The organism is Dictyobacter formicarum, from assembly GCF_016587435.1.
Genome location: NZ_BNJJ01000010.1, coordinates 140167 through 159346, shown reverse-complemented (window position 1 = coordinate 159346; position 19180 = coordinate 140167). Strand labels below are relative to the sequence as shown.

Below are 19180 nucleotides of genomic sequence, written 5' to 3'. Positions count from 1 at the left end.
TCGCTGCGGCTCGCGGCAAGCTGGGACAAGCCCAGCACCTACGAATTCGTTTCTCTTGCTGCTTTCGCTTGACGAGCGCGATGGCCTGGGGACCAATGTGTACGATTAAGGTACACATCAGGCCACCGGAGCTTCTACATTGGCATCAGGCGCGGAGCCAGCGGTCGTACCAGCGACGGACGCGCTGGAGCAGGTCGAGCTGGTGGGCGCGCTCTTTGATACCGTGCGGCTCGCGTGGGTAGAGGACCATTTCGGTCGGGACCTGGTAGTGGCGCAGAGCACGGTGGAAGCCGATGGCTTGACTGACAGGTACGCGGGCATCGTTCTCGCCGTGCAGGATCAACACGGGTGTCTTGACCCGGCTGGCGAAGGTGATCGGGCTCAGTTCGCGATGGCGCTGGGCCTCCAGGCCATCCCACGGCGCGGTCCGACCCAGTTCTTGCTCGAAGGCGGGCAGGTCGCTGGTCTGGACCATCAGGCCCCAGTCGGAGACGCCCGCACCCATGATGGCGGCTTTAAAGCAGCTGCTCTGGGTGACGGCCCAGGCCGACATGAAACCTCCCTGGCTCCAGCCTCCGATGCCCAGGCGGTCGGGATCGGCGATGCCACGCTCGATGGCGGCGTCCACGGCCGCCATGACATCTCCGTAGTCGGCCCCTCCGACATCTCCCAGGGCCGCGGCGGCAAATTCTTCGCCGTGTCCGGCTCCGCCACGTGGATTGGGCATCAGGACGGCGTAGCCTGCCAGGACCAGCCATTGGGCCCAGTTGCCCCAGGAGAGATTAAAACCGGCCCCCCAGTTTCCGTACGGACCACCATGCACCAGGACCACCGTGGGGAGCCGCTCGCCCTCGCCAGTTGTGGGGGGTCGCAACAGGAGGCCATCCAGCTTCCAGCCGTCGGGGGCGGTCCAGTAGAAGGCTTCTTGCTGAACAAAGGGGATGCCCGCTAGCTCTTCGTGGTGCGTGGAAAGCTGCCGCAGGTCGCTCAGTGGCTCGTTGGCGCTACCGGTGCCGGCCCATACGTCGGCTGGCTGGAGGCTGCTGGGGCGAGCGAGGACCAGGACGATGCGACCATCCTCCAGGCGACGCGCATCCACCGCGCCAAAGGTCGATTCTTGCTGCCGGGCCTGCTCCTCGGATGGATATATCCTGCTCAGCTCGCCGCTCTGCCCATCCAGGCGATACAGGTGCAACGAGAGCCTCTCGGCGACGGCGATCGCTACCTGCTGCTGATAGTGCAGCGAGAGCAATTGGAGGACACAGTTGGTCTCGCCACCGGCCAGTCTCCGGGGCTCTCCACCTTCGGCGTCGACACAGTAGACAACCATAGAGGACTGCGCTTTTCACCATACACCTGGGCATCATCGCGCTCTTTCTCGCGCCGCTCATCTTCCTCGCTCGGCTCGTCGGCGCTGCTGAAGGCGATCTGACCACCACCTGGCGACCAGGCAAATTGCTTTACCTCCTGCTTGCTCTCTTTATTACCCAGCAGGCGTGCCTCACCACCATCGACCGGCAATGCATACAACTGGGCCGTGCCTCGTCTGGCGCGATCCGAGAGAAAGGCCAGCTGGCGCCCATCGGGCGACCACTGTGGACTGCTATCCTTGCTCTCGCCATTGGTAAACTGCCGGGGCGGAGTAGAGCCATCAACGGGCGCGACCCACAGCGCGCTGACACCATGCTCGTCCTTTTTGCCGCCAGTTTGTAGTACATAGGCGACCCGGCTACCATTGGCAGAAAGTTGTAGCTCTCCAGGAATGGCTATATCGACAACTTGCTCGGCACTCAATTCAGACATGCAACAATCCTTATCTATTATTGATTCCTTGTATTAGTAGCAATCGAAACAATAAAGGCAGCACGACCAGACAAAATCCGATGATTAAAAAGAGCGCACCCATGCCGCCAAAGATCAGCGGAAACAACCAGAGGGAGACAAAATCCGCGATACGCGCATCGCCTGGATGATTGGGATGATAGAGAACCGGCACATTATCTCCTTTATTATATGTGCTAGACGAAATAGAGGAGGTAAAAGTAATTTCCTGACCTGATTGGGTAGTAAAACGGACGTCTGGCCGGCAGGTACTGTTAGCCGTAGCCACATGATTAGAACTGCTATTCGTAGAATATCGACATGACACGATCTGTCCGGTTGCCGAAACGGTACCCCCCAGAAAACTCTGGCTGCTAAACCAGAAAACGATCGCTACGATGCCGAAAATCAGGCCCACCAAAAAGAAAATCAGGCCCACCAGCAGCGGGTTAGCCCGGCGGTAGTAGCGCCTTCTATATGAGAACTGCATCTGCTCGCTTCCTTTCTATGCTATGCCCTGGCCAAGCCAACCAGCACAATGAGCGTTTTGTCGCTTCTCTATAGAAGACGTTGCGTTCGGGCTTTTTTAACTGCCAGCACCTCCCCTGTGCTGATTGCCACGTTTGATATGATAGTGTTGTTGCGTTACGCTGAACACGAACACACTCTCTCACTTCCCGGGAAATAACGATAAAGGATTTTTCTATGTTTGAAGGCAAGAGGCGAGGCCTCCTATTTCTCTTAACTCCTGCGAGCACAGTGATGCAGACCCTGCTGGCGCGCTGGCTGGAGGCACTACCATCCCTGGTGCCGGCGTCGCTGGACGTGGCCACTACCGAGCAGGCTATGCTGGCAGGACAGGATATGCTGGCCCTCTGTGATCCGCGCACGGGTGCCCGCTGGCGCAAAAATTATCCCGACAATGTACGGCTCCTCGCACTGGCGAAGGACACTGAAGAGGCGGCCATTGGCAATTATGTCGATTATCTGCTGGATGCTGACAACCTCTTCGCGCAGGTGCAGGGCATTATCCTGGCCGAACAGAGTCGCCGCCGCGTCATCAATACCCAGAGCAGCGGCCGTCTACGCCATAGCTTTGATTATACGGCGACAGCTTATGTACTGAGTGATGACTATAAGAGTGTGCTGATGATTCTCAAAGCAGATGGGCGCTGGTTCCCGCCCGGTGGCCATATCGACGAGGGCGAGTTTCCACACGAGGCGGTGGCGCGCGAGGTGTTTGAGGAAACTGGCTACCATGTACGCTTTATCCATCAGCCCAATGGCGTGGGCACGAAGCTAGGGGAGGCCGAGATGCTGCCCGTTCCCTACCAGGTTCTGCTGGAAAATATCGACACCCACTACCATCATGACTTTATCTATCTCTGCCATACCGAGGGTGAACGCCAGCATGGCGCGGAGTTTGAGGGCCAATGGATCGAGCTCGCCAGCATCCTGGACCTGCCAGCTCCCGATGACATTCATTTCACCATTCAACAACTGGTTCATCTAGCGGCTTCCCACACCTGAACATATAGAGTGGCTTTTTCGAATAGGAAGCAAGCGCCCGCAAGGAGCGCACCTACGAGTGATTTTTCTGATTGTAGCAGCGCTGATCCTACAAAAAACGTGCCAAAGAGAGGATGATCCTCTCTTCGGCACGTTTTGCCCCCCTCAAACTTTATCGCCACTTGACCGTCTCGTGAATCGCTGAACGGCTTGCTGCGCGTTGCTGACTGAAAAATATTGCTACCAACTTAACCAGGATTCCACAACCTGATCGGTCGGTCGCGTCCCCACGCGCAAAAACCACTCTCTGCGTCGGCGCAAACAGGCATGAATGTCAATTCCCCAATACGCTCCAGAGGCTGAGCACGATTTAAAAAACCAGCCCGCTTCGATGGTCGATAATATTGGGCAAAACGCAGGCGCAGATCTTTATTGCGCTCATACGCCTCCGCCAGCAATGCTCGCGCGCACTGGCCACCTTCAATCGTGGCGTAGCTATTGTACAGCAGAACTCCATGCTCGACGGCACTTGAGTCTAATACAGTCTGCACAGCATTGCGTGCCTCATCCAGACTATCAGCTTGCAAAACGATCATGGTCGATTTGATGTTCAGGACAGGGATCAAATCCTCGTCACCCTTGATCGAGGCCAGACTTATCTCCACTGATGCACGAACAAGTTCTAGAAGCTCAGCACTGACGTCTTCTAATTTAACCAGGTGTTCTCCCATTGATGTTGTCCTTTATTACATTTGTGCTGCATACATTGAACAAAGTTAGTGAAATGTACTATTTTACACCAATAGTAACCATAAATACTCACACCATCCAGGCTCTGAGGGTTTAACAAACAGGAAATGAATATGTATCCAGCAACATATCTCGCAAAGAACGGATATTGTATATGCGGGAAACGCCCTCTCCTTGCCACCCCATTTCATTTCTACACGTTCGAACCCGCCTTTTGGTTGAATACATAGATAGAGGAAAATCTTCCTTCGGGTACATCCCGGTTAAACCTTTTCTTTATCTCATCAGTAGTTATGACGAGATACAATCCCAAAGCATAACACATCATGACCTTTGGCTCACCCAAACGAGATACTTTTTTATAATACTCGCGGCCTTTCAGGTACTATTAGTATTTGTGCGGCCACATGAGTGGCTGGTGGAGATAACATATATGACACTGCATACCCGGACGATGTGCAGCTATGGTGCATACAGCAGATATGAATTGTCAATAGTATAACATCAGTTTTGCTTTATTTTCTCGCCGGTTGGCCGCTACCATAGGGCAGCTCACACTGTAAATGCGCTATAGCGCTTGCGTCTATGCTGGCTCTATAATTAGACTATCTGATATTTATTGAAAAGGACCAAAAAAGCCAATGAGTCTGATACTAACCTGGCTGGTGCGTTTTGTACACGTGACCTGTGCGGTGGCATGGATCGGGGGCTATGCGATGATTGTGCTGGTGATCGTGCCATATATTCGCAAGTGGCCACATGAAAAATTGATCCAGATGACAAACACCATGCTGCGTATTATGACCTATACGGGAACCGTCGCACTGGTGGCCGGGGCCATTCTGGTGGGATTGACGCGGGGCTATGGCGCGATCCTGCATGGCGAATGGGGCGGCCTCGTTATTGTTGGCCTGGTGGTCGCCGTCGCCTTGCTCGGCATCGGTGATAGTGCCCTGCGTCCGGCTCTGCGTCGACTCAAGGAACCCGATAGCAAAGAGGCCAGAAAGCTTCAGATCTGGGCCACCATTGGCCTGGTGCTGGGCCTGATCGCCATTGCCGCCATGACGCGCGCCATCTATGCTTCAGGCTAGCATGATATCACCCACCCACTATTCCATCTATCATAGCCAGAGAGCGACATCCTCTAGATAATGATTGAGGATGTCGCTCTCTGGCACGCCTGTAACCATTATTCTACCAGCACAGCTCCAGCGTCTGGACTCAGCCGTTAGCATCGGGCGCAGCCTGCTGCCACTGACCCTCGAAGACAAAGTCGTTCAGGGGCTTGCGGCTACGGGGCGCCAGTTCGCGCTCACGCAGGACTGGATGCAAAGTGTCAGGAGAACCTGGATAGCCGAGGGCAATCACGGCGACAGGATGCCTACATCCTCCTTGCGGGTAGTCTGGTGGGTAGGTATGCCTATGTTATTTGTGCAAAGGAATGGGGCGCAGGCCGGCCAGCAGTAACTGAATGGATGTCTCCGCCTGGGCGGCCCACTGGAATGCCTGCATATCCACAAAATGCAACAGGGCCAGTCCCTCGTACAGCGCCGCGATCGTGACCGCTGTCGCCTGCGCATCGACGGGCTGGAACTCGCCACGCTCAATGCCGCGCTCGATCAGGCGCGCCAGATCACGTCGATACTCCTGGAAGTACTCCTGCAGAAATTGACGTATCTCACCGTCACGTCCAGCGAGCGCATAGAACTCAAAGGAAATCGGCATCAGATCGATCATTGACTGCATGGTGGCGGAAAACTGGCGCGTGAGCAGCAGCAGTTGTTCAGCCACCGCTTCATCGCGGTTGGCTTCAACGAAGGCGCGCAGATGCTTCATCTCCTGGGTAAAGAAATATTTGAGAAGGGCCACGATCAGCGCATCTTTATTTTTGTAATACAGGTACAGAGCCCCTTTCGAGAGCCCGGCCTGGGTCGCAATATCATCCATTCGGCTCGCATGGAAGCCCAGCCGGGCAAACACCGCGATCGCCGCTTCAAGAATCTGCTGTTTGCGCTCCTCACTCACATCGGGACGGGGAGACATGCCTTACCTCATCATTCTAGTGCGTTCTTTATTATTTATGGACGAAACGCCACTCCTTGCAGACACTGGCTGAGGGCGCGCAATCCTTCCGGGGTACTATCATAAGTATATCCTATCACGCGCATCAGCCCGCGAAATAACCGGGGATGACGCTGCTGGTACTCATCAAGCAGATGTAAGGTCTCTTCAAACGAGAGAATGCGCTGCCGCGGCGCATAGCGCTGCCTCCCAACCTGCACCTCAACGGCTGGCTGGACCTGAATGTTGCGGTACCAATCACTCTTCACTCCATAGCCCGCGATCACGATGCACTCCCGCGTCAAGGGATCATAGCGAACCACTTCAAGCACAGTCTGCCGCCTGTGTCCAGTCTTGCGCCCGATATGCGTAATCATCAGCATTCGATGCCCCAGCAGCCAGCCCATATGCCAGCGGTACAGATACCGTGGTAGCCTGAACCCCAGATACAACAATCCCGTTGGTTTGGATGGTGCATTGATAGTCATAATCTTTCTCCTCCATATCAATGATCTTTGCGCAAAATTTCTGGTGGCACAATAATAACTGACCGGTCAGTTATTATTGTGCCACCAGAAACCCCATCCTGTCAAGAATCTAGTAATGGTGACACTCCGCAGGGGCTAAAGCCCCTGCGGAGTGTCACATGCGATCCTTTTAGCCAAACGCACAGCATACCCAACACACCCAACACACCCACCCATCGATGAATATACCAGAGCCATTGCCAGGATGCAAATAATAGGTTCGGGCCTTGCGCCCGATTTTTTGCTCAACGCACGAAAACGCTCAATCACATGTGATATTCCGGTCCATTGATTCGGGCCTTGCGCCCAATTTTTCATTCGATACACGAGAATCTCTCAATCACATGTGATATTCCGGTCCATTGATTCGGGCCTTGCGCCCGATTTTTTACTCAACGCACGAAAAACTCTCAATTTTGGTGGAACATTCAGGCGACACGGCGTGTTTCAATAAGTGAGACAAAGTAAGCTCACAAGTCAGTATAGAGCACTGCTATTGCACTATAAGAAATGGAGAAGCATAGATGGCACAGCTTGAAACAGCAACATTGGCGAATGGCTGCTTCTGGTGTTCGGAGGCGATCTTTAAACGATTGCGAGGCATCGAGGCGGTCAAGTCTGGTTATACAGCCTCTAAGGTGCCTAATCCGTCATACGAGGCAGTCTGTACCGGGCGCACGGGAGCGGCCGAAGCCGTTCAGATCACCTATGATCCAGACGTCATCTCTTTCGATAAAATCCTGGACATTTTCTGGCATATGCACGATCCAACGACCCTGAATCGCCAGGGCAACGACATCGGCACCCAGTATCGCTCAGGCATCTACTATCAGAACGAAGAGCAGAAACGTGTAGCGGATGCCTCCAAACAAGCACTGGAGGCATCAGGAGCCTATAAAGATCCGATTGTGACCGAGATTCTACCGTTTACCAACTTCTATCCGGCCGAGGACTACCACGACGACTATTACGACCGCAATCCTAATCAGGGCTATTGCCGCCTGATCATTGATCCCAAAGTACAGAAACTTCTGAAGGAGTATCGCAACGATCTCAAACACTCTGTTTGAGATCGTTGTTCCCCCTTGCGGGCGGGCGCGTGTGCGCCCGCCCCTTTTTTATTTGTTGGGGCAAAATCGCGCCGGGCGCGATTTTGCCCCAACAAATGGAAGGGCTTACGACTATATGAATTTTATATGATATTCTTTGAGCCAGGTTTCCAGTTGAATGAGGCGTTCCAGCGGTCCGATGGCAAAGTCCTGTGATAGCACCGGATTGTTCTTGTCGGCGAAAGCTCGATAGGTGTCTACGTTGATGTATGGGCGTACGGCAGCGTTGGGATCGTTGATGATCTGGAGCGCCCAGTCACAGACTCCTTTGATGTAGCTGGGATGCTGGGTCGAGGGGTAGGCGCTCTTGCGGCGCATCCTGGCGTCATCAGGCAAGGTGTCCTGGAATGCCCGGCGCAGAATGCCTTTCTCGATGTTGTCGATGGTCTTCATCTGCCAGGGGATGTTCCAGACATAATCGACCAGGCGATAATCACAGAATGGGACCCGTACTTCGAAGCCGACGGCCATACTCATGCGGTCCTTGCGATCAAGCAAGATGGGCAGCCAGCGCGTCAGGCCCATGTACATGATCTCGCGCCGTTTGGCGGCCTCGGCGTCTTCTCCCTCCAGACGGGGTACCTCCGCCAGGGCCTCCTGGTAGCGGCGCGCGATATATTCCTGTGGATTGGCCTGCCGCATGACGTCATTTGAGAGTAACGACGGCAGCGATCGCATGCTGCCGTTGCGCCCAAACATGGTCAGCCAGGGAAAAGTATTGGTCGTGAGCACCTCGTCATAGTAGTACCAGGGATAGCCGCCAAAGACCTCGTCGGCCGATTCGCCCGAGAGGGCAACGGTCGCCTGCTCTTTCATGGCTTTGAAGATCAGGTAGAGCGAGGTTTCGATCTGCCCCATTGTGGGCACGTCGTGGGCGTAGAGCGGAACCAACAGGTTCTCAAGCAGTTCAGGTGTGTCGACGGTAACCGTATGGTGGCGCGTCATGGCGTGCTCGGACACGCGCGTCACCCATGGTCCATCCAGGCTGGGACGCATATCGTTGCCGGTAAAGTACGCGGCGCTGTCAACAAAGTCAATGGAATACGTGTTGAGCTGCTTGCCCTCGCTCCTGAATTCGCTGGCCGCCAGCGCGGTCAGGCCGCTGGAATCCAGACCGCCCGACAGCATGGACACAACGGGCACGTCGGCGATCAGTTGTCTTTTGACGGTATCTTTGAGCAGAGCTCGAATACGTTGCGCGGTGGTTTCCAGGTCATCGGGATGGGGAGCGCTGCGCAGCGACCAGTACTGGCTGGCGCGCGTGCGTTCACGCTCAAACACTAGCTGATACCCTGGTCGCACTTCATGCACATCATGAAAGTAGCCAAAGCCAGGCGTGTGGATTACGCCAGCCCCGAAAATGTCGGCGATTCCGTCGCGATCTATCTCTGGCTGCACCCGAGGATGAGCGAACAGGGCCTTGAGCTCCGATCCGAAGATGACGGCGCTCCCGCGCTGCGCGTAAAACAGTGGCTTGACGCCCAGGTGATCGCGGGCCAGCAGGAGGCGCTGTCGCTGCTCATCCCACAAACCAAAGGCAAAGATGCCATTCAAATGGCGCGTGAATTCCTCACCCCACTCCACATAGGCATGCAGAATCACCTCGGTATCTGATTTAGTGCCAAACGTATGGCCGCGTGACTCCAGCTCGCTACGTAGCTCGCGAAAGTTATATATTTCTCCATTGTATGTAATAGCATACGTACGCGACCCCGACGTATACACCATCGGCTGCGCCCCACCGGCGGGATCGATAACCATCAGGCGCCGATGGGCAAACGCGGCTCGCGGCGAGAGCCAGATCCCTTTGGCATCTGGCCCTCGATAGCGCAACGTTGCGGCCATCGCTTCAATTACAGCGCTCTGCCGGGTAACATCTTCCTCCCAATCGATCCAACCTGTAATTCCACACATAGGGATACCTACCTTCTACACTAGAATCAAGCACCTGCGCTCGCTTCCTCACACTGATACTATATACTATCAGCGCACCAACGATGCCTCTATATATAAAGCAGCTGTTTCTACTTTACAGCGCCCTGACGAATCTGGAGCGCGATACGATCCAGCTCTGCGCGTGAGGGCTTGACGCTCCAATCGGCGCTGATCGTAAAGTTGTCCCCGCTGAAGCGTGGGAAGACATGCATATGGACATGAAAGATCTCTTGAAAGGCGGCCTCCCTATCGGCCAGAAAGAGGTTGATGCCCTCGCAGCGCAAACCCGACTGACGCAAAACCCTGGCCAGCCGCGTGCTGATGGTAAAGAGATGGGCCCCCGTCTCCTCATCCATGTCGGACAGAAAAGCCGCGTGCTGGTTGGGAATCACCAGCAAATGGCCCGGATTGACAGGACCAATGGTCAGAAAGGCCGATACTATCTCATCCTGGTACACCAGGCTGGCCGGCTCCGTTCCAGCCACAATTGCACAAAAGAGACACTCCTTCGTCATCTATAACTTCCGTTCCTTTTAACTCTGCAACATCCACATAAATATATTATCACACCACACGACCTCAGGCAAAAGCGACATTAACAGCAGCGGCCCCGTTCGTCGTATTGAACGGGGCCGCTGCTGTTTTCGATGATAAGCTATAAGAAAATCAGATCAAAGAGGAAACGCTGTTTCGACGGTTGGCTGCAAGAATGCGTGCAGCGGCAGGGTGAACCAGAAGGTCGAGCCCTCGCCAAGACTGCTGTCAACGCCGACCTCGCCGTGATGCTGCTCAATGATTCCTTTGCAGATGTGCAGGCCGACACCCAGGCTGACGTGAGGTACGCCTGAATTTTGCTGGCTATGGATGCCGGAGACGCGGTAGAAGCGGGTCCAGATGTGCTTTTGTTCTGCTGCGGGCAGGCCGGGGCCCTCGTCGCGCACCAGTAGTTTGACCTTTTCACCATCCTGTTCCAGACGCACAAACACCGGCCGATCGGCCGGGGAATACTTCAAGGCATTAGAGAGATAGTTGGCAATTACCTGCCCGATGCGGTCCGCATCGACACACACAATCAGCCGCTTATCTTCGTCTTCATCCAGCTCAATAACCCGATTGGGAGCGATAGTGCGCAGGTTTTCGACCGCCTGGCGTACAATCTGGTTTAGCTCACATGGCTTCTGTAGCAGGCGCAACTTTTGTCCATGGATACGCGAGGCGTCCAGCAAATCGTTTACCAGCCGGGTCTGGACGGTGGTCTGATCATGCGCGTTGGCCAGCGCTTGCAAGACAGACCTGATGATCTGGTTATTGCGCTCCTGCTGCTCAGGTTGGGAGGGATCGGACTCATAGCGATACAATTTACGCTTCGCCAGTTGTACGCTGCCCTGGGTCCCTGCCAGTGGAGTTTTCAGTTCATGGCTGACCAATCCAATAAAGTCCTCTAGCTTGTGCTGCGCCTCCCTGGCTTCGTCAGCCATCATCTGCGCATGCACGCGGGCCGCTGTGCCTGATTCTGGCGCAGAGGCGACTAAACCGACGGCTTCAGCATATTTGAGATAGGTTTCGACAGATGCAGCGACGACCCTGGCTTCAATAGTCAGAATTTCAATACCTATTAACGAGACCCTGACCCAGGCATCGATGACGATCCCTTTATCAAGAATGCGATCAAGTACGTCTACCAGACTGGATGTTGCTCCAACTTTTTCTACCGGCATCTTTTCCTCCTCTACCACATAAGCATATAACTTTTTAAGTGTCTAATTCTTTTTATCTACACTAGACCTGATGTGTTGTTCAAACTAAAGTTTGAGATTCTATTTGTAAAACCTCAAACTTTCTTGAAATTTTTTATGCATACAACCGCCACTTGGTAATGTCGATGAATGTTGGTTCTTACACACTCTCGGTGAAAGATGAGCTTATCTGGACGAGTGCTCTCTTTTTTTCGAGCACGATACCTATAAGATCCTCCTATTATTGATGTACTTATCACCGAGAGTGTGTAAGAACCGAATGTTGAACACTTTTTAGCGCGAATGTTAGGATTTTGGCTCAACATTCACGCAAACTACCAGGTACTTGACAAGAGAAGCATACTCTAGAAAGAGGACCTCTTCCAGGGTCATTTTTGGAGGTAGTATGGATCCATTTTGGAAAGGTAATTTCTTTCGTCATGACTAAGAGACTCCATCGCGTACCGCAAATTGCGGCAGATATTGCACTTAACCGGGCAGTAAGCATGCCGTTTCCGAAGTTTCTCGCTCGCAGAGGGATTACAAGTAGGCTGGATTAGGGTTAAATATGTTATCCTTAAAGGGCCACAACTTCTAAGTTCAGTGCATCGGCCTGCTACCTTTAGGGACACCTACAGCGCTCAATCTGATCGTAAACTATAACAACCAGGCAGCACAAATATCATCTCTCCAGTCAAAGGTACTATTGATTATTCATTTCGAACTGCTATGTATGGTGAAACCAGCATGCCCCTTGCGCCGTGTTGGTTGATGCAGGTAGCTCCATGCAGCACTGAACAATTCCTTCACATGAAAGGGAGTCAGCCGTTATGGTCGAAGGTACACTTGTCAACAGTAAAGGCAGTCCAGCTCTGGGGCATGGCTTCTTATTTGGACTTATACAAGGAGCTATCCAGATCGTCCTGGGGCTACTGATTACCAATCTCCATCAGCCAGCTTTGACGTTGCCCCTGAGTCTGGTGGGGATACTTCTCGCTTTCTTCTTCTATTTCCTGGCTGGCTTTCAGGCAGCCCAGAGCACTGGTCGTGTGGGTACCGGCGCCTTTGCGGGCCTGTGGACCGCGATCATCAGTGCTCTCATTAGCCTGATCGGGGCGTACGCGCTGGCAACGGTCAATATCGATACGTTTCGACAAGTGGGGCGCGCGGTGCTGGAGGATGCGTCCAGGCGACTCAATCAACCGATGCCCACTACCGCCGATCAGTTTCTGCTGGGGGCCGTCACGATATCGGGCCTGGGTGGCTTCGCCCTTTCTATGATAATTGGCTTGTTGATTGGTGCCCTGGGCGGCCTGCTTGGGCGCGGCAAAACCTCGCGCTATAGTTGCATCTATGATGCCGCGCAACACGATATTCCGGGCATTCCCAAGCACAGTTAATCAGCCATTGTGCCGACGATGCGGCTCGCCTCAGAATTCGAGCGGCAGGTGCCTGACACCGTAGACGGTGCCCCCTTCTACCCATTGCAGTGGTACTCTGCACACCCGCCGCAGGGCAGGCAGCTGGTGTAACAGCAGCGGCAGGGCGATACTCACCTCTAGCCGGGCCAGGGGCGCGCCTAAACAATTGTGTATGCCCTGCCCGAAGGTGAGATGAGGATTGGGGTCGCGCTCGATATTAAAGCGATCGGGACGAAAAAAAATCTCGGCATCGCGATTGGCCGAGGCGATCCAGACGCGAATGTGCTGACCGGCCTCGATGTGCTTCCCACCTACGACGACCTCTCTAGTAGTGCAGCGGGTCACGCCTAGCAGGGGTGGACTATAGCGCAGGATCTCTTCGATAGCCCCGGGCAGCAAAGCGAAATCGTGTCGCAGTCGTTCGGCTTCCTCAGGATGATCATCCAGGCAGAGCACGGCGTTGCCCAGCAGGTTGACGGCCGTCTCATGACCGGCAGCCCAGAACAGGAAGCAGACCCCCACCAGCTGTTGCTCGCTCAGCCGCTTCCCATCGACCTCAGCAACCAGGAGCTGGCTGATCAAATCATCCCGCGGCTTCTGCCGCCGCTGCTGGAGCAGTCGCAGCAGGCTTTCACTCATTGCCTGCCGGGCAGCCAGCGCCTGCTGGTATGGTTCATCCTGCTCGCTCTGACTCTCGGAACGCTCCTGCTGGCGAAAGAACATACAATCGGACCAGCGCCGAAAGGCCGGCCGTTGCTCGAGCGGAATACCCAGCAGTTCACTGATGATCGTCATCGGCAGCGGATAGGCGAAATCTTGAATGGCATCCATATAGCCAGCCGATCGCACTATGTCCAGTAAATTCTGCGCAATCACCCTGATCCTTGGCGCCAACCGGGTAAACGTCTGCTCGGTAAATACCTGCGACACCAGCGCGCGCAGCCACTGATGCTCGGGCGGGTCCTGCGCAATCATCGTTGAGGCCAGCAGGGCCGTCCCGATCGGACCGCCACGCTCCAATGCCGACGAGAAACTGGCCGCATCGTTCAAAACCTGTACAGCGTCCCGGTAGCCGAAGACATGCCACTTATTAGTGGTTGGCTCATACATCACCGGATCAACTGCACGACTGTATTGGAACCAGGCAAATATTTCTTGCGTACCATGCAATGAAGCAGGTAGGATCAAAGAACGCATCGTTTCAGCCTTTCGTATCAACAGGATTTCCCTGCGACAGATTTTCTTCGAATGGCCAGAAATAACTGCATACACAATGACACACATAGATATGTACGCACATCGCAGTGTCAAACGTCAACATGCGCTCTACGAATATGCCTGCTGAAATAGCCATTGTATATTACTTTATTTTTATCTAAAATAAAGTAATATATGCATATATGTAAGAGAGCATCTGACTCCCACACCCATCGTGGTCTCTCTGCCTCACACTACGCTCCTGCGGAGCTCAAAAGAGGTTTTTATATTGGTGCAAAATATGCGCAAAGCGCATATTTTGCACCAATATAAAAAAAGAGATTGAGGGGCGTCAGCGCCCCCAGGCTGGCACATAACGTGAATACCATGATCATGGCGACCAGACGCTCTCTAGTAGAAAGTGATGATCACTATGCTACCATTGAGCATACTACCGTTATTTCTGGCGGCCTCGTGGACGATAAATATTGCCCCCGGCCCCGACATGCTCTATGTCTTGACTCGCAGTGCGGGTATGGGTCGGTTGGCGGGCATCGTTTCGGCCCTGGGAATCGCGGTAGGATGTCTGATCCAGACCGGCATCGTGGCGCTTGGCCTGGCCAGTTTACTGACGGCAGTGCCACTGGTCTACGATTTTATCAAGTATGCTGGCGCCGCCTATCTGATCTATCTGGGTCTGCGCACCCTGCTCACTTCGCGCCATACTTTGATTACACCAACCGTTAAGCCAGCAAGCCTCTGGCGTATCTTTCTCCAGGGAGTTATCACGAACGTGCTCAATCCAAAGGTGGCTCTCTTCTTTCTGGCCTTCCTGCCCCAGTTTACCGATCCCGCCCGTGGGCCGATCCCGCTGCAATTGATCCTGCTAGGTACGCTCTTCAATATTTCGGGCACACTGATCAATAGTGTGGTAGCACTGCTGGCCAGCACGTTCGGCAGCTGGCTCAAACGCAACGCGCGTGCAACAACACTATTAAATTGGCTGAGCGGCGGCATCTTCATCGGCCTCGGGGTGCGCCTGGCCCTGCTGAAGCGCCAGTAAGCATGCTGTAAAAAGCAAGCGGATATCCACAGCCACCACCAGGCATGTAAGCCGCTGACAAGCAGAAAAGACACGCACTCAGCAACAATACCTGAGTGCGTGTCTTTTCTGCTTGTCAAAGTTATGCCAGATGGACTTCAAATGGGAACCGCACCAGCACTGACCACATTGTCTGACAATTATCTACAACTTTTGGCTTTAAGCAGCAAACGCAGCATGGTTAGTCGCGCGCGTCAAATCTGAGAGACAATGCATCGATATGATATATGGGACCCGAGCCCATGTTGAGCGAGTCGTTTGACATACGCTGTATACTTTTGAATTGGTTAAACATCATCGAGAATATGATACGTGCTTCCAGGCGCGCCAGTGGAGCTCCCACGCAAAAGTGAATACCATGGCCAAAGGTCAGATGACGATTGGGGTCACGTAGAATATCGAAATGATCCGGATTGGAAAAGTACGCGCTATCGCGGTTGGCGGAAGCGTTCCAGGCCTGAACAATGGTGTTAGCAGGAATAGACTGGCCCCTCAGCACTGTATCGGTGGTCGTGCGGCGGACACTGATCCAGAACGATGGCAGATAGCGTAGCACTTCTTCGAGCGCGCTGGGAATACTTTCGTGGTGCTGCATAAGGTAGTCCAGCGATGAGGGAAACCTGGTAAAACAATAGAGGGAGTTAACCAGAAGGTTTTGCACCGTCTCCTGACCGGCTACCACTAACAACACGCAAAATTTCAGAATCTCATCGTCGGTCAGGCGGTCGCCATTGACTTCTGCGGTGACCAGGTCGGAAAGAAGATCTTCACGTGGCTCGCGGCGGCGCTCGGCCAGCAGATCCGTGAAGTAAGCGTAGATCTGCTGGCCCATACGATTCTGGGCTTCAATAGATTCCTGACGCGTTCGCGGTGGAGTATCCGCATCCGTGCCTTTGGCCCAGTTACTGACGAGATGCCAATCTTGCTCCGGTACAGAAAGCATGACAGCAATCGCGCGCATCGTTAAAGGGAAGGCGAAATCAGAGACCACCTCGATCTCCTTCTGCTCGCGCATCTGGTCAAACAATGTTTGTGTTAACGGAATAGCATTATTGGCGATGCGAGTAATAGCGGCCCTGGTAAAGGCCTGATTGGCCAGGTAACGCAGCCTGCGGTGAGCGGGTGGATCCAGGGCAACAATTGTCTCACGCAGAAAGGTGTTATGGGAGAAATTTGGGACATTCTCCGAGGAGAAGGTGGTAGGATCGGTAATGATCTGATACACATCCTCATAGCAGAATACATTCCAACTACCTCCCTGCTCATCATAGACAACAGGGTAATTGGCTCTCATATGCGCGAACCATCCAAATCCCTGCCTCATCTCATCCGGTTGAGCCTCGACAGGAGTCTTGAGACTTGTTTTTTTATTCCGTTGTTGCATTAGTCAACCTTTCAGCTTTCAGCTTTTTAAAACTTTTCCTCTTCAAACTACCCATTGATGAGCTTGCCATGTTTGCACTGACAGGCTCACCTGACAACTGAGCAAGGGAAACATCTTGAAAACATGAGTACGAATCACAGTCTGTAGTTCCCCTGGCTAACCCATCCTTATATCATTCTACTAATAGATGCCCTTTTTACAAAATATGTGATAATTTAGTCCTCTAGCTTATCGTTTGCATGAAATATATTTTATACAACACAATACCTATTACCTCTTCCACTTAGAAAGCGCGAGCAGCTAGATAGCGCCTGTAACTTTATGCATAACAACAGTGAGCGCGCTTTGTATCTGCGGAATGCTTGCGGATAATACATTTAAGAACGGAAAAGGAAGCGAAAGCACCAAAAGAAACGAATTCGTAGGTGCGACCCTCGCGGTCGCTTGCCGCCCGCCGCAGCGTGGCGGCCCCGTGCCCTCGTCGTTCGGCCGCTCGTAGCGTGACACGGTGCCCAAAAGGAAGGTTCCTTTTGGGCACCGTGTGGGCCGAGGTGATGGGCAAAAAGGGACCTCAACGCTGGGATACGGGGCCCCACAAACGGTGGGGCAAGCGACCGCGAGGGTCGCACCTACGGGTTTCGTGTTCCTTCTCGCCTAAATGAAATGTGTTGGGCCTTGCGTATGCCGCGTTGCTCTCCGTGCGAAACATCAAATTCTACGCGCCTTCACATGAAGTGCCGCAATCCGGCGCGCCTACAATATGGGTTCAGTAGCCGGCGTGGGTTGCTCGGGTTTGTTGCGACGACGACCACGCTGCGTGAGCAAGAAGATGATCAGGCCATACAGAGGGATCAAACCAATCGTCCAGCCGAGCCACTCTGGCAAAGGGGGTGGGGCGGTGGCTTCGATTGGCACGCTGGCTTCGCCACGGCCCGCCGGACCATTGACAATAATATCCAGGTCCCAGAGACCCTGGACGGTAATCTCGGCGGTTCCCTGGATGCCATTGCGGATCTTCGCGTCGGGGCTCAGGCCGGCGCGTACGGGGGTGGCCGCTACGTCGCCGGGATCAGGCACCGACGAGACATCATAGGAGAGGGTGCCGTTGACGGCTTGCTGCGGCTCGATCGAGAAAGGCAGCGCGTAACTGGCATGGGCAGGATAGGTATACAGGTTGACCGTTAAAGGATAGGGGCCAGCATTGACCTTGACGACCTTGACCGGCGTGCTACCATGCGTGGTAGCGGCGATGGAGTACGCGAGCTCCCCCAGTACCGCCAGCAAGGCCAGCACACCCACGCCGAGCAGCACAAATTGTAATGGTTTGGGCATCTTTATACTTACCTTTCCAGATTGGAGATCGATTCGCCAATATTACGCCCCAGCCGCATCCCTGCATAGGTTGCCAGTACCCCCGGCACAAACGAGACAATCGTGCCCGCCACACCTAATGCAACCAGCAATATCACAAAAAAGGTGGGCCGCAACGCCATGATTGGTAGCATGCTGACCAGGGACGCCAGGGTCAGGAAAAGGGCCTGCTTGCCTGATAACCATTGTTTACGCCGGGCCCGACGCATCACGAGATCGATCAAGATGGCAGCCAGCAGCGGAGCAATGAACCACTCCATCGCAACGACGGCGGTAAGTGGATGGGCCCGGCGATAGGTCAGGCGCTCCACACCGACCAGCCAGTCCGTAGCAGGCTGCACATAGAGTGCCATAATGCCGGCCAGCAGCATGTAAACGCCCGCCACCGCCGTAGCCGACCAGCGCCAGGGCAGCGCATAGGCCGCCGCCACCAGCACAAAGGTGGTCAGCAATCCCGCCAGCAGGGGGAAGAAGTCGAGGAACGCAAAGCCCAGATTGATCGACCGCTGCTCTGAGAGGGAATCAAACAAGAGCAGGGTAAAGATAGCCAGCATGGTGGCCAGCGCGATCACCACTCCGCTGCGCGCGGCAAGCCTGAGACGGATACTGGACGTCACATTGGAGGCCGACGCCAGCATATAGGCCGCGCCAAGCGCGACAATCCCCATGCCCGCCACAAACATCACATGGAAAGGGGCCCAGATTGCCACGTCGATACCATACAAAGCATGCCAGTAGGCATCCAACGGAAAAGCGACCGCCGCATCCAGGGCCGCAAAGCCGACCACGTAGGCGCCCAATGAGCCAGAGAAGATGCTGGCAAAAGAGGTACCGTTCTGAGCCATCTGCGAATTGCGGCGTGCCCATACACTCTCTAATACCACTGCGAGCAGGCCTGAGACGCCACTGATTGCCACACCGCTCAACATCATAATATGTGGAGGAATCAATGTCCGATCGCGTCCCAGAAACGTATGCCACTGAATATCCCAGCTGGTCCCTTCCAGAAAAATGATCGCGCCCAACAACGCGGTAAGCCCGAGTGCCAGGCGGACCACCCCGACCATTTGCAACGAGCGCCCCTGAGATGAAGTACGACCAAAGATGGCGTCCCCATCAAGTGTTTTGGCCATAAGAGTATTCCTTTTCTCTTATATTTGCTGATGTACCTGATCATTGTACGATAAATGCCCCAGAAAAATGGTTTGCTTCTGACATGTCCAAATGAAGCATATCCATAACATGTTACGATACTAT

The 19180-nt window shown here is 54.1% G+C and carries 19 protein-coding genes; 6 read left to right on the top strand and 13 right to left on the bottom strand.

All coding sequences use genetic code 11. From position 1 onward, the window contains the following. Window positions 1-145: 145 nt before the first annotated feature. The 3 genes from JMI88_RS18795 to JMI88_RS18785 are packed head-to-tail and all read right to left on the bottom strand — an operon-like array spanning window position 146 to window position 2311. Window positions 146-1330 (bottom strand): alpha/beta hydrolase family protein, encoded by a 1185-nt coding sequence (locus JMI88_RS18795; RefSeq protein ID WP_201363474.1) that lies wholly within the window; start codon window positions 1328-1330, stop codon window positions 146-148. After that, on the bottom strand, window positions 1222-1803 hold the full coding sequence (locus JMI88_RS18790; protein ID WP_201363473.1) for a TolB family protein: 582 nt from the start codon (window positions 1801-1803) through the stop codon (window positions 1222-1224). The genes JMI88_RS18795 and JMI88_RS18790 overlap by 109 nt, the downstream gene beginning before the upstream one ends. Before the next feature lie 10 nt (window positions 1804-1813). Beyond that, window positions 1814-2311 (bottom strand): DUF3592 domain-containing protein, encoded by a 498-nt coding sequence (locus JMI88_RS18785; protein WP_201363472.1) that lies wholly within the window; start codon window positions 2309-2311, stop codon window positions 1814-1816. A 215-nt stretch (window positions 2312-2526) separates the two neighbouring features. Between JMI88_RS18785 and JMI88_RS18780 the strand changes: the two genes are divergently transcribed. Continuing rightward, window positions 2527-3351, top strand: a complete 825-nt coding sequence (locus tag JMI88_RS18780; protein WP_201363471.1) for an NUDIX hydrolase — start codon at window positions 2527-2529, stop codon at window positions 3349-3351. Between the two features lie 227 nt (window positions 3352-3578). Here the strand turns inward: JMI88_RS18780 and JMI88_RS18775 are convergent, their stop codons facing one another. Continuing rightward, complete coding sequence (locus JMI88_RS18775) at window positions 3579-4061, bottom strand: hypothetical protein (protein WP_201363470.1); 483 nt, start codon at window positions 4059-4061, stop codon at window positions 3579-3581. A gap of 660 nt (window positions 4062-4721) precedes the next feature. Between JMI88_RS18775 and JMI88_RS18770 the strand changes: the two genes are divergently transcribed. Both JMI88_RS18770 and JMI88_RS18765 read left to right on the top strand, forming a co-directional pair. After that, window positions 4722-5171, top strand: a complete 450-nt coding sequence (locus tag JMI88_RS18770) for a CopD family protein (RefSeq protein WP_201363469.1) — start codon at window positions 4722-4724, stop codon at window positions 5169-5171. A 70-nt stretch (window positions 5172-5241) separates the two neighbouring features. Continuing rightward, a complete protein-coding gene (locus tag JMI88_RS18765; RefSeq protein ID WP_201363468.1) occupies window positions 5242-5547 on the top strand; it encodes a hypothetical protein in 306 nt (101 codons plus the stop codon). Here JMI88_RS18765 and JMI88_RS18760 read toward each other — a convergent pair. Together JMI88_RS18760 and JMI88_RS18755 are read right to left on the bottom strand one after the other, a co-directional pair. Then, window positions 5506-6123, bottom strand: coding sequence for a TetR/AcrR family transcriptional regulator (locus JMI88_RS18760; protein WP_201363467.1), 618 nt, complete (start codon window positions 6121-6123; stop codon window positions 5506-5508). The genes JMI88_RS18765 and JMI88_RS18760 overlap by 42 nt on opposite strands. Before the next feature lie 35 nt (window positions 6124-6158). Next, window positions 6159-6629: a nitroreductase family deazaflavin-dependent oxidoreductase gene (locus JMI88_RS18755; protein ID WP_201363466.1), complete on the bottom strand. Its 471-nt coding sequence runs from the start codon at window positions 6627-6629 to the stop codon at window positions 6159-6161. Window positions 6630-7192: 563 nt separating this feature from the next. Between JMI88_RS18755 and msrA the strand changes: the two genes are divergently transcribed. After that, window positions 7193-7738: a peptide-methionine (S)-S-oxide reductase MsrA gene (gene msrA / locus JMI88_RS18750; protein ID WP_201363465.1), complete on the top strand. Its 546-nt coding sequence runs from the start codon at window positions 7193-7195 to the stop codon at window positions 7736-7738. A 111-nt stretch (window positions 7739-7849) separates the two neighbouring features. Here the strand turns inward: msrA and asnB are convergent, their stop codons facing one another. The 3 genes from asnB to gvpJ form a co-directional block, all read right to left on the bottom strand. Beyond that, window positions 7850-9691 (bottom strand): asparagine synthase (glutamine-hydrolyzing), encoded by a 1842-nt coding sequence (gene asnB, locus JMI88_RS18745; RefSeq protein WP_201363464.1) that lies wholly within the window; start codon window positions 9689-9691, stop codon window positions 7850-7852. 110 nt (window positions 9692-9801) lie between these two features. Then, entirely contained in the window at window positions 9802-10227 is a 426-nt protein-coding gene (locus tag JMI88_RS18740) for an HIT family protein (RefSeq protein WP_201363463.1), read from the bottom strand. A 156-nt stretch (window positions 10228-10383) separates the two neighbouring features. After that, entirely contained in the window at window positions 10384-11430 is a 1047-nt protein-coding gene (gvpJ, locus tag JMI88_RS18735; protein ID WP_201363462.1) for a sensor histidine kinase, read from the bottom strand. An 848-nt stretch (window positions 11431-12278) separates the two neighbouring features. Here gvpJ and JMI88_RS18730 point away from each other — a divergent pair. Continuing rightward, window positions 12279-12848 carry a hypothetical protein gene (locus JMI88_RS18730; RefSeq protein ID WP_201363461.1) on the top strand — a complete coding sequence of 190 codons (570 nt, stop codon included), beginning with the start codon at window positions 12279-12281 and terminating at the stop codon, window positions 12846-12848. Between the two features lie 30 nt (window positions 12849-12878). Here the strand turns inward: JMI88_RS18730 and JMI88_RS18725 are convergent, their stop codons facing one another. Further along, window positions 12879-14066 carry a cytochrome P450 gene (locus JMI88_RS18725; protein ID WP_201363460.1) on the bottom strand — a complete coding sequence of 396 codons (1188 nt, stop codon included), beginning with the start codon at window positions 14064-14066 and terminating at the stop codon, window positions 12879-12881. Between the two features lie 433 nt (window positions 14067-14499). Here JMI88_RS18725 and JMI88_RS18720 point away from each other — a divergent pair, with 433 nt between their 5' ends. Further along, entirely contained in the window at window positions 14500-15129 is a 630-nt protein-coding gene (locus tag JMI88_RS18720; protein WP_201363459.1) for a LysE family translocator, read from the top strand. A gap of 220 nt (window positions 15130-15349) precedes the next feature. Here the strand turns inward: JMI88_RS18720 and JMI88_RS18715 are convergent, their stop codons facing one another. The 3 genes from JMI88_RS18715 to JMI88_RS18705 form a co-directional block, all read right to left on the bottom strand. Then, window positions 15350-16552 (bottom strand): cytochrome P450, encoded by a 1203-nt coding sequence (locus tag JMI88_RS18715; protein WP_201363458.1) that lies wholly within the window; start codon window positions 16550-16552, stop codon window positions 15350-15352. A 753-nt stretch (window positions 16553-17305) separates the two neighbouring features. After that, window positions 17306-17884, bottom strand: a complete 579-nt coding sequence (locus tag JMI88_RS18710) for a hypothetical protein (protein WP_201363457.1) — start codon at window positions 17882-17884, stop codon at window positions 17306-17308. A gap of 8 nt (window positions 17885-17892) precedes the next feature. After that, the gene (locus JMI88_RS18705) at window positions 17893-19056 is read right to left on the bottom strand and encodes a hypothetical protein (protein WP_201363456.1); all 1164 of its coding nucleotides are present in this window, start codon (window positions 19054-19056) and stop codon (window positions 17893-17895) included. Window positions 19057-19180 lie beyond the last annotated feature (124 nt).